Consider the following 15,611-nt stretch of genomic DNA (forward strand, 5'->3'; position numbering starts at 1 on the left):
GCTCTTTTGAAATCAATATGAAAAAGCTTCTTTCTATCGTAGTGTTGATTGGCACATTGTTTAGCTCTGCTGTTTATGCTCAAACGCGAATTGCCTTGATCTCTCAAGTTAAAGGTGCCTCGGCGAGTACAGATATTGCGATTCAAAAATACTTGCAAAGCAAGGGCTATCAAGTTGAGGTGTTAGATCAATCTGTTTCACCAAACAGTTTAAAGAACACAGATTTAGTCATTATCTCTTCTACTGTTGCTTCTAAAAACCTTCAACCTGGTTGGCGTCAACTTCCCCTTCCAATCATGACATGGGAAAACGACTACCTTGATGATTTGGCTATGACCGGTAAACGTATTAATACCGATTTTGGCGAAGTCGAGAAAGAACGTTATTTGTGGCTAGTCAATGCACCGCATCCCCTCTCTGCACAGCTTCCTGCTGGAACTCGCAATGTATATAAGGCTCAAGCGCCTATGAGTTGGGGCAAGCCCGGTTTAGGTGCCACCATTATTGCAACGATTTATGGTCAACCTGAAAAAGTAGCCATTTGGGGATATGAGAAAGGTGCAACAATGGATTATGAATCTTTAGCGCCTGCAAAGCGTCTTATGTTCTTCCTTAACAATGACACCTTTACCAATCTATCTGACGATGGTTTAAAGCTGTTTGATGCCTCAATTCAATGGCTTACCCATAAATAAAACCATTTATGATGCAGCTCTCAAGGTTTTTATAACACTTTGGCGAGCTGCAATTAATAGACGACATTTACGCGCACCCAATCCTCATACTTTGTAGCCTGAACATTGGTACTTGATGTAATTACCCCATGTATAGGAATATTTTCTTTCATTCCCGTTGCAACACCTGAGTGTATTTTACTTCCTGCCCCGCCCCAAATTTGAGTATGACCAGCATCCTGATACAGGACATATGCCACAGAAGCCGTGCTTGCAGCAGACTTAAGCTCAAAGTTATTGTCTGAGGTGACGGCGACTTGATACGGTGTATTTTTGCTGCATTGGACAGAGACATCGGTTCTTGTGGCTGAAACTGGCTGCGCACGTACAACTGTACCAAAATCTAGATTTCCTTGGGTTGAAACTTCGCAAGTGTCTACAATGGTTAAACTCACTTTTAATGAGGTAGATGCATTTCCAGCATGTGCGCTATTTATTATCAGCATTCCCATAAGGGAAAATAAGGCGTACTTAATGACTTTCATTTCTTCTCCTTATCTTTTTTTGTTCTATTTTCTACTCATCTTTATATTGTCATTTTTCTGTTTTACTAAAGAAACAGTTTCAGGGTCTTTTAGTTATAAAACTTAATATTGCCTACTGTCAATCGATAATAATCACATGATTTTCATATTAATCTTATAATTTGTGATGAATTAAACGTAATTTAATTTAGTTTAAAAAGTAGTTAATGTTTTTTATTTTCATCCACTATAAATTAATTTCTTTGGCACTTTTTCTAATTATTTTTAAAAACCGATTGTCTGATCTGAGCTGCATATTGTTTACTTAATACCCAATGAAAGACTGCCTAAAAACCCAATAATTCTGACTATTTTAGCCATTACATAAAAAACCGATAAAAATAATATAATAGAAAATATTTTATAAAATTTAATATTGTTTGTGCTTATAGATTTAACACTTATAGAACTGTAATGTTAAATTTAAAATACACGTCTAAAGCCTTTAAAACCTTCCACTTTTAATTCGAGAATCCATTGATATGAAAAAATATTTATTATTAATTTTACTTAGCTTTTATTCGATTCATTCCTTTGCTTCGGACAAACTCAATGGCACTGTTTGGAAAACCATTGATGATGAAACCCATCAGCCTAGAGCTTTGGTAAAGTTTAGCGAAGATAAAAACGGTCTTCTCACTGCAAATATTGAAAAAATCCTTGTTACAAGTGAAGCCAATAAATGTACGATGTGTGAAGGTACTTATAAAAACAAATCTTTAATTGGTTTAACCATTGTCAAAAATTTAAAAAATATTGGTCAAAACAAATATGACAAAGGGTCTATTCTTGACCCACAGTCAGACACAACCTATCGCTTTAGTGTAACTGTATCACCAGATGGTGAAAAACTTACCGCGCGTGGCTATATTGGTATTTCTGCAATTGGTCGAAACCAAACATGGTACCGAGTTAAATAATTCATAAAGTAGCTTTTGATCAACGCCCTGTAGCTACTCACCGATCATAAATACGGTCTATATGTAATGTAAAAATTATGTATGTAGACAGTGTTATGATCGGTACTTAGCCTGAATTATGAGTGTGATAATTACGAATAACGAAGGTATTGCAGCAATCACAAATAATTGGGTAATAACCAGAAATTGAGAAAGATACCCGCCAAATAACGGCCCAATAACCGAACCCAAACGGGCAATTCCGATACTCCAACCCACCCCTGTAGTACGAAGTGAAACTGGGTAATAACTGGCAGACAAAGCATTAATGGCAGGTTGCCCACCAACAATGGCAAAGCCAGCAATAAATATAATTATAAACAATAAAACGATATGGCTAACAGCATAGCCAATTAAAGCAACACTAATCACTGCGACCAAAAAAACAGGAATTAATACTTTATAAAATCCAGTCTTATCAATTTTAAGGCCCATCACAACACTACCGATTGTACCGCCTAATTGTAGGGTGGAGCCGATCATTAATGCCTGATTTAATGATAGCCCTGACTCTTTGGCCAAAGTCGGTAGCCAGTTCGACAGGAAATAAAGGCTGATCATATTTAAAATACTGATGATCCAGATGGAATAGGTAAAAAACGCACGCTTATTTTTAAACAACTCTAGCGGCGACTTTTTAACCTCAACTTCAGTGTTATTAATGATTTTTATTTCTGAATTAAACGTTAGTGCGGGATAAAACTTCTTTAACCAAAATAAAATTTTAGGGGTGTTTTTGTTGTCTTCACTCAAAAAATATAAAGACTCTGGCATTTTAAAGAATGTAATAAAGAAAATAATTAAAGGGATAATTCCGCCAAAATAGAAAATCGACTGCCAACCGCCCCAAGGAACCAATAAGGCTGATATACCGCCCCCTAGCATTGCCCCAACCGTATAGCCACAAGATATAACCATCATGGTAAAAATACGAGATTTATATGGAACTATTTCGGAGCTATAAGCCATCACATTTGGCATGATACCGCCTAAAAAAACTCCTGTAATAAAGCGAATTACGGTCAATTGCTCGATATTGCCTACATGTGGTGTTAACAACATTAATATCGAAAACATAAAGGTCGAGATGAGCAGTATGGGACGGCGGCCAAACCGATCAGAAAGTGAACTTAATAAAAATGATCCGACAAATAAACCAAATAAGCTTGCGCTAAACACAACGCCGAGCATGGTTTTTTGAACGCCCCAGTCTTCTATAATCATTGGAGCAGCGTAAGCCATGGACTGAATGTCATAACCATCCATAATCATCAGCAATAAACAGGTGACCAGAATAAATTTTTGATAACGCCCAACTTTCTGCTGATTGATCAAATCACTTAATGCAACTTCTTTCATGGTATTCCCTTCTCCATGACGCGCTTTAAATTAATTCCATTTTTACGATATACGTAATCGATTTACGATTAGCGTAAATAAAATAACACACCTCATCTCACGGCGTCTATGGTCTGCTCATCTGATAACAATCAAGCAAACCATATTCCCCTTTATTTAAATAACTCGTTTACTTCAAACAAATAGGTTTAAAAAAGCAGTCCATCGCCATATCCCTGCTCTCTACACTATCTGTACTTAAAAACTCAAACATTAAGCCATCTATTAAGTTTAAAACCATGTCGGCATCGGGTTTTAATACACTCATTTCTAAGCTAAAAATCAGTTCAAAAATTTCACGGGTCAGCCATTTTCTATACTCAACTGCCATACGGTAAGCCTGCGGGTAAACCACTTTAATTTCAAAAAAAGCCTTAAGTAATAAGTGGTACAGGCTGTTAGAGTTAACATGTAAGACCACGATTTCTTTGAGCTTATCAATGGGTGTGCGGTAATGGCTTGAATAGATAATGGCGAGCACCTCTTCTTTAAGCAGGCTTTTCTGAAAGGCAATACACATTTCAATCAGCCCTTCTTTTGAACGAAAATAGTTATATAGCGTCGCCTTGGGTACTTCGCACTGTTTGGCAATCAGATCTACACCTGCTGTGTGAAAGCCATAAGTGGTAAATAGACCAATAGCCGTTCGAATAATATGTAATTTTTTGGAAGAGATTTCTAAATAATTTGGCATAGTTTTACCGTTATAAATTTTTGTTGTTTCTAAACGAGATACTTTTTTGGGAGAAAAAAGGCACAGCAAAGCCATAAAGACTGTGCTTGGCACATCTCAAGTTCTTTTGTTGCTAAGTTTTAAATAAAAATGACTTACGGCCTGAAAACCTGAGGGCGTTCAAGCTGCTTTAATTTTTAAGCTGTGTCGTTAAAGCTTTTGGCATGGGCTGCCAAGAAATAATGGATGTGCAAAGCCAACTCCTTTTTATTGGGAGTTCTGCCAGACATTAAAATTATGGTGGCAGAACGAGAAAGGGTTGACAGACTGGTAGGACTCCAGCACACACGAATGTGTCCCTCTCCCGTCCTACCGCTACGGGAGGGAACGAGAAGTACACATAGAACTATCCCTCAGAAAGGAATAAATCTGATGCGGTCCTAAGTGGTCTGTCAAAACCACCTGGCAATGTAGGCCAGTTCAGAAAGGATATTATCCGAGACTCCTGCCGTCAAGCACACAAAATGACATTTGCTTTAAAATAACGCATTAAAAAGTAAGGATAAATAATGAGTGAATTATTGTTAAATTAGGGTTTATAAAGTGGTGAGATCAAGCCATAAAAAATCCCGCAGCCTATTGCGGGATTTTTTGTAGTGAGTTGAATTACATATGACCACGTCCGTGGCTATGCATATCAGACCCGTGATCGCCATGGGCTTTATTATGATAGTAGCCCTTACCATGATGATTACCACGATAAGCATAAGCTTTACCATAATGACTGCCGTGATAAGCATGTCCATAACCATGATGTGAGCCGTGGTAAGCATGGCCTTTTGCAAAGGTTGGAGCAGAAAGCGCGATGACTAATGCGGCGAAAATATACTTAATGTACTTCATAATAAATTCCTTTTTATTGTAGTACTGGAATTTAAAGTAATACATAAATGTATAACTCGTATCAATAGATGATCTGTACTGGAGTGTAAAGTTGACTAAGCAAAAATAGGCTTACTTATTCGTTTTTAACCCAATAAAAAAACCGCGATTAGACGGTTTTTTATAAGTACACTCAACCATTACTTCTTCAAAGTTTTCATAAATGCTTGTGAATTAAAATAGTCGGTAATTTCTTCACCTTGATTTAAAACCTTTTCCTTTGGAACAGTTAAAAAATCTAGTTCTGATTCGAGACTAATAAATTCAGGAATATATTTCTTAATTGGTGGTGGCGGTTTGGGCCCACCCTCCGTAATTTTTTCAACAAATCCAGCTAGCCATAAAATATATTCGTCTTCCATACTATGGTGTGGAATAAGGCTAACATCTATTTTTACTTTACATTCACTTAACGGTTTTGTTAAAGCTTCTTCGAAATCAATGTAGTTATACTTTAATTTGAATACACTCCCCGTGATCTCTTTACGTATAAAAATCATTAAATTATTAAGATTTTCAATAGTGTCATCTGAAAAAAGCTCAACGTCTTTAACTTTCCTATACACACTTTCTGCAATAGCTAAGTATTGTGGCATTAAGGTTTTTCCTTATCTTTGAAGCGGTGTTAGGTGTCTTTCAAAGTAAGTATGCTTCAAGTTATATTTCAACTTGTAATCTTATGTAACAACAAGTAACTATTGTTAATTATTTGTTAAAATTTAGTTAATAAATGACCATTTTTTGTTTTGCTTTAAGCTTTTTTTAATTTTGTAATATAAAAAAAGCTCATATAACATTGGATTGCGTGATTTTTATCATTAATAAAATAATATACCTTTATCTTCTATACTTTCTATTAATTAATTTTTCAACTACTTATGAAAATATGGCAACTGTTTAATAAAGTCATTTAAAGGCATTGGACAACCCCATAAATAGCCTTGAAATTCAGTACAGCCATTACTTTTAAAAGCGTTAAATTGTTCAATCGTTTCTATTCCTTCTACAAGCACACGAAGGTTTAAGTCTAAACCGATTTTAATAATACCCGTGACCAGTTTATTGCTACGCTTATCATCCAAAGCAGCTTGTACAAAACTTCGATCAATCTTGATTTGACTCATAGGCATTTTTTGTAAATAGCTTAAAGATGAATACCCTGTACCAAAATCATCAAGTGAAAGCTGAATGCCATGTCTAGACAAAAAATTCATTTTTTCGATCATGCTTGCACAATTATTTAAGGCAATATTTTCAGTAATTTCTAAAATGAGCCGAGATGGATTTATGTCATATTTTTGAACCATACCTATCACGGTTTGCTCAAAAAGTGGCTGCATAAAATGATCGGCACTAATATTAATTGAAAGTGTAAGATCTTTAGTTTCTTCTTTTTTGCTCCAGTCTTGCAAAACTTTACAGGCTTCAACTAATACCCATTCCCCTATCTCTGGCATTAACCCAAACGTTTGTGCTGCCGGAATAAAGTCTTGAGTAGGTATATATCCTAAAGTTGGATGGTGCCATCTTAACAAGGCTTCAGCACCTATTAACGTTTCAGATGAATTGATTTGCGGTTGATAAAAAAGTTCAAACTGTTCTTTAGCAAGTGCCGAACGTAAGTCATGTACCATGCTATTTTCGATTTGTATCTCTAATTGCATGGTATAAATTGAAATACAAATCATCAGCGTAGCAACACCAGTTGCAATCCATCCGCCATGATTACGAATATCTTCAGGTAAAGGTGCTGCACTATTGAGAGTAAAAGAGGTCGCGCTAAAAAATATAAAGCATCCAATCGACAATAAAATTAAAAGAATTTGTAAAAAGCTTGGGTCTCTGCGGTAATTTAAATACCCCAATATTGCTCCGGCTGGTAAAAACAAGTGAGCGACTTGAGGGCGATGAGGTGTAGCGATATCAAAAAATAAGCAAAAGATGACCGGAAAAACCAGTAAAACCATTTGCGATAAAAGTATGCCCGCTGAAATCCGGTTTATATAAATGAGAAAAAGACTAAATATGGAAATTAATGTGAAAGTGATATCTATGTAAACAATGAGCCATAGGTTTGCAAATGCAAAATAAATAGTCCAAAACAAACAAAAAATAATACAAATGAAGATATTGGCTTTAGCTGCAATTGTAAGCTGTTGGTCCTTTACAGTACGGTAATTTTTTTTGCGTTTTTTAAAGTAAGACGAAGCTATCATAAATAAATCAACCGTAAAATATTTCTTCAAAGACCCCCAACTTGGTCATTGATACTCCATTTCAATGTTTACCAATAAAGCGTAATATTTTCGTCCTTTATTATTTGTAATCATTATTTTGATATTAGGTATTATTCTATCGTAGTAGTAAAGCCTATTAGGTCACTTGAACGATACTGCTTTTTAAACACCTTATAATTTTAAAGTATCATGATCTAACGATACATGCCTCTGCGACTTAGGTACAGTCCCTAACTCGTGAAAAATTAGGCGAATTCTAAAGAATTTTCTGTATTGTCATCTTTATCACCCACCGTGAGCGCATAAGCCGACCTGCCATATAGGCATAAAAATAGCTGGATCGGCTGCAAAACCGTCCAGCTCATGAATGTGTATTAGAGATAAATCACAACAAGAATTGCAAAAACACCGTACAGTGCACTGACTGCAACCAATGATCGATCATCGACTGCACCACGGCGGAATAAATTCCACAGGAACACAATGGCTAGTGCAGTAATAATGCCAGATGCTAATAGCAATGTATCAAAGCGCCACGGCGTAAAGAAAATACCTAGTGCACTTGGTATGGTGGCCTGAATCATCATGGCACCAGAAATATTTGCTAAAGCCAAACGCTCTTTACCTTGGCGCACCCAAATCAACGCATTCATAATTTCGGGTAATTCGGTCGCAACCGGACTAAGCAACAAAGCAACCAGATGCGGTGGCCAACTTAATGCTGTACCAATCGCTTCAAGCTGAGCAACGAAAGTATGTGAAGCGATACTAATCACGACTAAAGCCAGCAGTACTTGCAGACCAGCCCACCCTAGGGATGGTTCGGCTGTATTTGGACGAAACTTGAGAGGTTCAAGTTCTTCTTCATCGGCAGATGTGTCAGCTTCCTTAATCTCACGCCAAACATAAGCTGCATAAGCTGCTAAAAATAGCACGCCTAACCACGGCTTAATGGCAAATGCGACTAAACCAAGTGCTACTTTTAAAACAAAGATGGCAAGAAAAGAAACTTGGTCTCGGCTTAAACGGGCGTAATCAACTTGTACTTTATGTGAAGTTCGAGCCAACTTTTTACGATGAAGAATTAATACCAGACCGACTACGGCATAACCTAAAGTCGCTAGAACCAATGGGCCACCCATTGCAGCTCCAACACCAAGATCTTTTTGCTCTGGGGTATTGCCAAATACGACCGCCATGAAAGTGACTGCACTTTCAGGTAAGGCTGTACCGAAAGCTGCGAGTACGGAACCTACTGCAGTTGCACCTAGATTAAGGCGCTTACCGAACCATTCGATACCATTGACGAAATATTCACAGGCGAGATAAATCGCTGCGGCGGACACAAAGAATAAGATAAAAGTGAGGAGCATAGGAATAGTTCCAGCCGGGCGAATAAGAAACCATTGGCGCGTCAACACGCCTCGCCCGACTAGCAAAGCACGTTGCGGCCAAAGGTCTCGCCTAGCTCATACTGTATATACAGTGGCTGAACACGCCATGAGATACTCATCTCAAGTTTGTTGACGTGGTCTTCCTAGCTGGGTACTAGGAATGGCTACTCCCCAATGACAATGGGTGAAGTTTACCAGTGATTTAAACGTAACTCTACAAAGATAGTCAGACAAAATCACAAGAGCTTATAAAAAGACATGAAAACGTTTAGCCAGTTTCTTTTGCAGAACAATCACAAGAACTGGGAACCCTGCTGCTGAAATTGCACATATCGCTAGTAACGTATTTACACTTTGTGGCGTCATACCCTGTTCAGGCAATAAAAAAGCAGATAAGAAAAATGCAACGGTTGTCATTAAATACATGATGGATGTCTGTAATGAAGAAAATCCAGCTCGTTGTTGGTCGTTAGGAAACTGAATCGTAAGTACTGAAGATGACACCAAACGGCTGTAAGATGCACCGAGAAATAAACTAATAAATAACGCTGCATGCTGATAGCCTAGCATTGGTATTAGCAAACTCAGTATAAAAACAATGGTTGAACCTGTACCCAGCACTAAAGCAGAAAAATGAGAAGTTAATACTCCTGTAATTTTTGTAGATAGGTAACCTATAACACCTCCACTGAAAAAAAGCCAAGGCAATAGATTTTGTGAAGCACCCAACTGCTGAATCATTAAGGGTGCCAAAATAGGAATGACGAGCATAGGACTAAACTGTACGAGTGCATTAGCAGAGGCGAACAATAATGTGTTCATATCCAGAGGCAGCGCACGAGGCGTATCTAAATAGACTTGGTCTTTGGGTATAATGGATACAATTAATGGCAATGCCAACACACACAATGCACTTATGAGCCACAAAGCCACATGCCAACCATAGTGAGTGCATAGAAATAATATGGTAGGCATTCCGACAATACTTACTATTGAAAATGATGCAATCACCGTCGCTAACATTTTCCCTCGTAAATTAGGCGGTGCGTTGTTTATTAATATACTTATACCCACTCCCATTGTGGTACCGCCGACCAACCCTGCACAAAATCGAAGTACAAGTAGCAGACTAAAACTGGATGTGCAGGTAGTCAAAAATGTGAGTAGACCTAGTAGCGCCATATTAATAATCAAAAACCGCTTTTTATTGAAATGATCAATCCAGTAAAAAGCAATAATTCCCGAAAGAACGGCGCCAAGCGTATACATCCCTGAAACATAACCTGAGAATGATACTGGCACTGCGAAATCTGTCGCCATAAAAACAAAAATAGGATTGAACACCATATATTCCAGTGCATTCATGAACTGGACGAAAGCAATTACAGTGGCTATCCGCATGAGGACTTTATAATTAAACGTCTGTGTGGCTAGGGACATCGCAGTAACCTATAGATAAAAGATGTCCGAGTTTAACTGCTATCAATAGTATTGATTATATGGTAGAAATGGCTTTTATTATTATCAAATATGGGACAATTGATGCGTCCGGCTCTAGATTTTAATACCCTGAAAGTATTTATTGCTGTGGTTGAAAAAGAAAGTTTTGTGGGTGCATCGAAACTGCTTGAAATGCCAACATCAAACGTGAGTCGCTGCATTTCTCAGTTAGAAGAAAAACTCGATCTTCAGCTCATTGAGCGTAGTACTCGACATATGAAACTCACTCAGGCAGGGCAGCTACTCTATACCAGAGCAAAGCCATTACTCGAAGCACTTGAGCAAACGGAGACAGAGTTAACGTTGCGGCAAATGCAGCTTAAAGGTCCTTTACGGATCTGTATTCCCAACGAAATAGGCCCTGCACTGCTAGGTTCTGTGATTGCAGAATTCGCCTGTCAGTATCCAGACTTAGAAATCAGCTGTGTCACAAATTTGTCGGGTTTTGAATCTCTGCGAGATGATTTGGATTTAGCGATTATTATTAGCCGCGGTCAGATGGATAACAGTGACTACATCGCTCGTCATCTGGTGACTATCCCTTGCACGATTGTTGCAGCCCCTTCTCTCATTCAGCGTTATGGCACCCCTACTCGTATCGAGCAATTTGAAGAGTTGCCCTGTATTACAACAGTCAGTGCACTCAAAGGCGCTCCTTGGCAATTTGTCAATAAAAAGGGAGAATTCGAGACCATTAAGGTTAAAGGACATTATCGAGTAAACAGCGGAGAGATGGCAGGACAAGCTGCTGTAGCAGGTATCGGTTTTGCAATTCTATCGAAACAAACTTGCCAACCCTACATTAGCGACGGACGGCTAGTCGAGATTGAGTTTGAACAAAAGGCAGCCCCTTTGCAGTTATTCGCACTGTATTCAAATCGTCGTTACTTACCCGCTAAAACAAGAGCGCTCATTGACTTCATACATCAAAAATTGAGTCATATTTCTTTATAAAATTGGGCTTTCCACAAACAAGTCCAAACCAATATATTTCACTATATGGCTTTGAGTTTGTTTATCTAATACTGTTATACCAAAGTTATTAAAAATCATAACTTCATTACGCTTATGGTCAGCGTAATGAAGTATAAATGAGATTAATTTTGGTGATTAAAACCAAGCTTCCGGCATATTTAATGGCGTAGTTTCAATTGGATCAAGAACAGCGAGCCAACTGTAAATTTTAGGCATTTCCCAACCAAAAAAATAATCACAGGCAGCTAACTTGCCATTTAAAAAATCTGTTGCTGATGAAGTGGCTAGATTTTCATGAAGGGTTATTGCCTGATCCAGCCATAACCAACCAACCACCAAATGTCCAAATGCTTCTAAATAATTGGCAGCGTTTGCCAATTGCATATCCATATCCTTAATGGCATGTAATGCTGCCGTTACCTCCTGAACCCGTTGCCATGTCTGAGCAAGAGTATTGGCATGGCGCTGTAATGCTGCTATTGACTGAGCTTGAGCAATTGTTCCTGTGATTTTTTCGTTCAAAACGTGCATCGCTAGACCATCGTTGATCCGTGTTTTGCGTCCGAGTAAATCCATCGCCTGAATGCCAAATGTACCTTCATGAATTGGATTGAGTCGGTTGTCCCGATAGAACTGCTCTACATTGTATTCACGGGTATAACCATATCCTCCATGCACTTGAATGGCTAAATCATTGGCCACGAGTCCCCATTCTGATGACCAGCTTTTTACTACAGGTGTAAGTAAATCGAGGAGTAGTTGTGCCTTTTTCTGTTGCTCGCTATCTTCAAGAGAGTGAATATCATCTGTTAATTTTGCAGCATACAAACAAAGTGCAAGTGCTCCAGAGGCATATGATTTTTGTGCCAAGAGCATACGGCGCACATCTGCGTGTTGGATAATTGGAATTTGTGGAGAACTCGGATCACGTTCACTATGAGAGCGACCTTGTAAACGGTTTCTTGCATAGTCCAGTGCATGCAAATAACCTGTATATCCCAAGGCGGCTGCGCCCAGACCAACTGAAATTCGGGCCTCATTCATCATATGGAACATATAAGAAAGCCCTTTGCCAGCTTCGCCCACCAGCTCACCAATAGCGCCTGCTTCTCCTTCTGGTGTATAACGACCTTCACCAAAATTTAATACACAGTTGACGGTACCACGGTAGCCCATTTTATGGTTGATTCCGGCCAAAGCGACATCATTGCGCTCACCTATATTCCCCTGCTCATCAACTAATTTTCGAGGTACGGTAAATAGCGAAATGCCTTGTACGCCGGCAGGTAATTTCCCGTGTTCATCTGGAATTTTGGCCAGAACCAAATGCACAATATTGCCTGAAATATCGTGCTCACCACCTGAAATCCACATTTTATTGCCAAATAAACGGTAACGTCCGTCGGCTGTTGGCACTGCACGTGTCCGAATATCTCCCAAACTAGATCCGGCCTGTGGTTCAGATAAGCACATCGTACCAAAGCAGTCACCTGCAATCATGGCATCAATATATGGCTTTACTTTTTTAGGGTCTGCATGGGCCATCAATAAGTTTGCATTACCAATCGTTAAAAAAGCGTAGCCTGCCGTACCCGGATTTGCACCCATCAGGTAAGCCATACCTGCCCGTTCAATGGTATTGGGTAAACTCATTCCGTTCCATTCGGTAGAAAAAGCTGTGCTCATCAAACCTGCATCTGCAAAGGCTTTTAAGGCGACACTTACCTCTGGATTCACAGTTACACGCTCACCATCAAAGCTAGGTTCATGGCTATCATTTTTTTTATTGTGGGGTGCAAAAAGATCAGTTGCCAAGTCTTCATATACATTCAATACTGCCGCATAATCACTACGCTCTTGCCCTGCAAAACGAGGACGCTGATTGAGTGCTTCAATGTTAAGCCAATCAAACAGTAAGAAATCGATATCCTGTCGAGAAAGAATCATTTCATTATTCACACGGTTCTCCTAATTAAAAATTCATCAGCGTTAACCATTCGGCAACGAGCGCTGGTTTGGGGTGGTTTTCAATTTCAACTGTTACACCTAAGGTCAACTGATAGCTTCCCGCTCTTTTTTCTATGATTTGTTTTAAGGTAAATCTTCCCCGTACACGATGTCCGCTCGGCACAGGACTTAGAAAGCGTAAATTATTCATGCCATAGTTTACCGATGAGGTTTGTCCCTCTACAGAGGGCAATACTTCGGCCGCCATGGCCGATAGTAAAGATAAAGTCAAAAAACCATGAGCAATCGTGCCACCAAATGGAGTTTGTTTAGCTTTTTCGGTATCAATATGGATGAATTGCCAATCTCGCGTAACATCCGCAAAAGCATTAATCATGGCTTGGTCGATGGTCAACCAATCAGAGACACCCAGTTCTTTATCTTGCAAGTCAAACAGTTGCTCAATCGTCACTATGCTCATGTTAGTCCCCGCTTAAACCCGCTTTTTGCAACTCTAAATTGCCTTGCGCTGCGCCCATCGTAGGAACGATTTCATTGGTACGATCACTAAGCTCACTTAAATGCTGGACTAAGTTATGCGCCACCTCATCGCCAGTTCCTAAATGAATGCCTTGGGTCAAGGTAATATGTGCAGCTTCAAAACTTCCAGCCCCTGCACAAATAATCATTTTATTAGGGGCTTCTTCGCTGACTAATACAGCAATCGCTGGACTAACTGCACTTGGTGCAAGTGCTTTGAGTGAGGTTTCTGGTAACAAGCCTTCCAGCATTCGGGTTGCTGCTGTTGGAGCAATACAATTGACTCGAATGTTATATTTTTCACCTTCTAAGCCTAATGTTTGCATTAATCCTACTAAAGCCATTTTTGCAGCACTATAGTTAGACTGACCAAAGTTTCCGTATAAACCCGATGATGATGTGGTCATGACAATACGACCATATTTCTGCTCGCGCATGATTTCCCAAACTGCTTTAGTGCAGTTCACGGCACCCATCAAATGTACATCGATCACTAGTCGAAAATCTTCCAATGTCATTTTGCTAAAGGTTTTATCACGCAAAATGCCCGCATTATTGACTAAAATATCAATGCGTCCCCAACGAGCCATAGTGTCATCGACCATACGCTGGACTTGCTCCGCATCGGTGACCGAAGCACCATTGGCGATCGCCTCACCGCCGGCTGCAATAATTTCATCGACCACTTTCTGTGCAGCTGAAGTTGATCCGCCATTACCATGTACATCACCACCTAAATCATTGACTACAACTTTTGCGCCTAAACGAGCCAGCAATAGCGCATGCTCGCGTCCTAAGCCTGCACCGGCACCTGTAACAATTGCAATACGGTTGGTTAAATTGATTGTCATAGTTTTCCCTAATTAAATTTTCTAATGTTCCTTTCTTTAGCAGTATTTAATCCGCCGTAATACCACCATCAATTGCAATGGCTTGACCTGTGAGATATGAATTTTCTCTAGCACACATCATCAGCATCTTTGCAACTCGTCCTTAAATGGTTAAGCCGCCATCAACTACAATACATTCGCCGTTGGTATAACTTGCTGCATCAGAAACAAGATATAAAACCGTTCCAGCCATTTCACATGGCTCTGCATGACGGCGTAATGGGATTTCTTGCACCCATCGGTTATATACATGTTCATTGCTAAATAGGGCGCCAGCAAATTTGGTTTTTGTTAGACCTGGAAGTATGGCATTAACACGAATTCCTAAAGGGCCGCATTCTTTGGCAAACGCTTTCGTCATATTCACCACAGCTGCTTTGGTAATTGAATAAATAGCTTGGCGGTCGCCTGGTTGTAATGCATTCACAGAAGCAGTGTTCACAATCGCACCACTGCCTTGAGCTCGCATCAGTTTTCCAGCTTCAATCGACATAAAGAAATAACCACGAATATTAACCTCAACCGTTTTGTTATATGCCGCAATGTCTGTATCGAGAATGTGGCCATAGTAAGGGTTTGCTGCAGCATTATTGACTAGAATATCCAAACGCCCATGCTTAGAACGGATATGATCAAAAATTGCCGTAATATCCTCCATTGAACCCACATGACATGCAAACGCTTCTGCCTTACCACCTGCCTGAATAATTTGTTCAGCAACCGTTTGGCAATCATCTAGTTTTCTACTCGAGACAATGACGTGTGCGCCATACTCAGCTAAAAGTTTTGCAATTTCTTCACCAATCCCACGACTTGCACCAGTTATTAATGCGATTTTTCCTGTTAAATCAAATAAATTGGTTGGCATATTTTTACTCCTATGCGTTGGATGTTTTAC

At 39.3% G+C, this 15,611-nt stretch carries 15 protein-coding genes, 1 pseudogene and 1 riboswitch; of the genes and pseudogenes, 3 read left to right on the forward strand and 13 right to left on the reverse strand.

The window, feature by feature from the left end; genetic code table 11:
- Positions 1-17: 17 nt before the first annotated feature.
- Positions 18-695 (forward strand): hypothetical protein, encoded by a 678-nt coding sequence (locus F984_RS12080; RefSeq protein ID WP_025469327.1) that lies wholly within the window; start codon positions 18-20, stop codon positions 693-695.
- 53 nt (positions 696-748) lie between these two features.
- On the opposite strand, the gene F984_RS12085 is transcribed toward F984_RS12080, so the two are convergent.
- Positions 749-1,219, reverse strand: coding sequence for a Csu type fimbrial protein (locus F984_RS12085; protein ID WP_004709675.1), 471 nt, complete (start codon positions 1,217-1,219; stop codon positions 749-751).
- A gap of 521 nt (positions 1,220-1,740) precedes the next feature.
- Between F984_RS12085 and F984_RS12090 the strand changes: the two genes are divergently transcribed.
- Entirely contained in the window at positions 1,741-2,178 is a 438-nt protein-coding gene (locus F984_RS12090) for a DUF2147 domain-containing protein (RefSeq protein ID WP_004709676.1), read from the forward strand.
- 93 nt (positions 2,179-2,271) lie between these two features.
- Here F984_RS12090 and F984_RS12095 read toward each other — a convergent pair whose 3' ends face one another.
- From F984_RS12095 to F984_RS12125, 7 genes are all read right to left on the reverse strand, one after another.
- Complete coding sequence (locus F984_RS12095; RefSeq protein ID WP_004709677.1) at positions 2,272-3,576, reverse strand: MFS transporter; 1,305 nt, start codon at positions 3,574-3,576, stop codon at positions 2,272-2,274.
- 169 nt (positions 3,577-3,745) lie between these two features.
- A complete protein-coding gene (locus F984_RS12100; protein WP_212749794.1) occupies positions 3,746-4,309 on the reverse strand; it encodes a TetR/AcrR family transcriptional regulator in 564 nt (187 codons plus the stop codon).
- A gap of 645 nt (positions 4,310-4,954) precedes the next feature.
- Positions 4,955-5,191 carry a hypothetical protein gene (locus tag F984_RS12105; RefSeq protein ID WP_004709679.1) on the reverse strand — a complete coding sequence of 79 codons (237 nt, stop codon included), beginning with the start codon at positions 5,189-5,191 and terminating at the stop codon, positions 4,955-4,957.
- A 179-nt stretch (positions 5,192-5,370) separates the two neighbouring features.
- A complete protein-coding gene (locus tag F984_RS12110; RefSeq protein ID WP_004709680.1) occupies positions 5,371-5,826 on the reverse strand; it encodes a hypothetical protein in 456 nt (151 codons plus the stop codon).
- A 276-nt stretch (positions 5,827-6,102) separates the two neighbouring features.
- Positions 6,103-7,476 (reverse strand): putative bifunctional diguanylate cyclase/phosphodiesterase, encoded by a 1,374-nt coding sequence (locus tag F984_RS12115; RefSeq protein WP_031944778.1) that lies wholly within the window; start codon positions 7,474-7,476, stop codon positions 6,103-6,105.
- 365 nt (positions 7,477-7,841) lie between these two features.
- A complete protein-coding gene (locus F984_RS12120; protein WP_228128008.1) occupies positions 7,842-8,888 on the reverse strand; it encodes a sodium:calcium antiporter in 1,047 nt (348 codons plus the stop codon).
- Positions 8,869-9,046, reverse strand: a riboswitch (yybP-ykoY riboswitch). Its footprint overlaps the gene before it by 20 nt.
- Positions 9,047-9,107: 61 nt before the next feature.
- On the reverse strand, positions 9,108-10,301 hold the full coding sequence (locus F984_RS12125; RefSeq protein WP_004709683.1) for an MFS transporter: 1,194 nt from the start codon (positions 10,299-10,301) through the stop codon (positions 9,108-9,110).
- A gap of 102 nt (positions 10,302-10,403) precedes the next feature.
- Between F984_RS12125 and F984_RS12130 the strand changes: the two genes are divergently transcribed.
- Positions 10,404-11,315, forward strand: coding sequence for a LysR family transcriptional regulator (locus F984_RS12130; RefSeq protein ID WP_004709684.1), 912 nt, complete (start codon positions 10,404-10,406; stop codon positions 11,313-11,315).
- Between the two features lie 156 nt (positions 11,316-11,471).
- On the opposite strand, the gene F984_RS12135 is transcribed toward F984_RS12130, so the two are convergent.
- The 5 genes and pseudogenes from F984_RS12135 to F984_RS12150 all read right to left on the reverse strand — a co-directional run bounded on the left by F984_RS12135 (position 11,472) and on the right by F984_RS12150 (position 15,581).
- The gene (locus F984_RS12135) at positions 11,472-13,295 is read right to left on the reverse strand and encodes an acyl-CoA dehydrogenase (protein WP_004709685.1); all 1,824 of its coding nucleotides are present in this window, start codon (positions 13,293-13,295) and stop codon (positions 11,472-11,474) included.
- 13 nt (positions 13,296-13,308) lie between these two features.
- Positions 13,309-13,764: a MaoC family dehydratase gene (locus tag F984_RS12140; protein WP_004709686.1), complete on the reverse strand. Its 456-nt coding sequence runs from the start codon at positions 13,762-13,764 to the stop codon at positions 13,309-13,311.
- A 1-nt stretch (position 13,765) separates the two neighbouring features.
- Positions 13,766-14,674 (reverse strand): SDR family NAD(P)-dependent oxidoreductase, encoded by a 909-nt coding sequence (locus F984_RS12145; RefSeq protein WP_004709687.1) that lies wholly within the window; start codon positions 14,672-14,674, stop codon positions 13,766-13,768.
- Positions 14,675-14,720: 46 nt separating this feature from the next.
- Positions 14,721-14,810: pseudogene (locus tag F984_RS22815) on the reverse strand (SDR family NAD(P)-dependent oxidoreductase); the annotation flags it as partial.
- Between the two features lie 6 nt (positions 14,811-14,816).
- Entirely contained in the window at positions 14,817-15,581 is a 765-nt protein-coding gene (locus F984_RS12150) for an SDR family oxidoreductase (RefSeq protein ID WP_004709689.1), read from the reverse strand.
- Between the last annotated feature and the right edge of the window lie 30 nt (positions 15,582-15,611).

The organism is Acinetobacter nosocomialis NIPH 2119, assembly GCF_000368085.1.
Classification (GTDB): Bacteria; Pseudomonadota; Gammaproteobacteria; order Pseudomonadales; family Moraxellaceae; genus Acinetobacter; species Acinetobacter nosocomialis.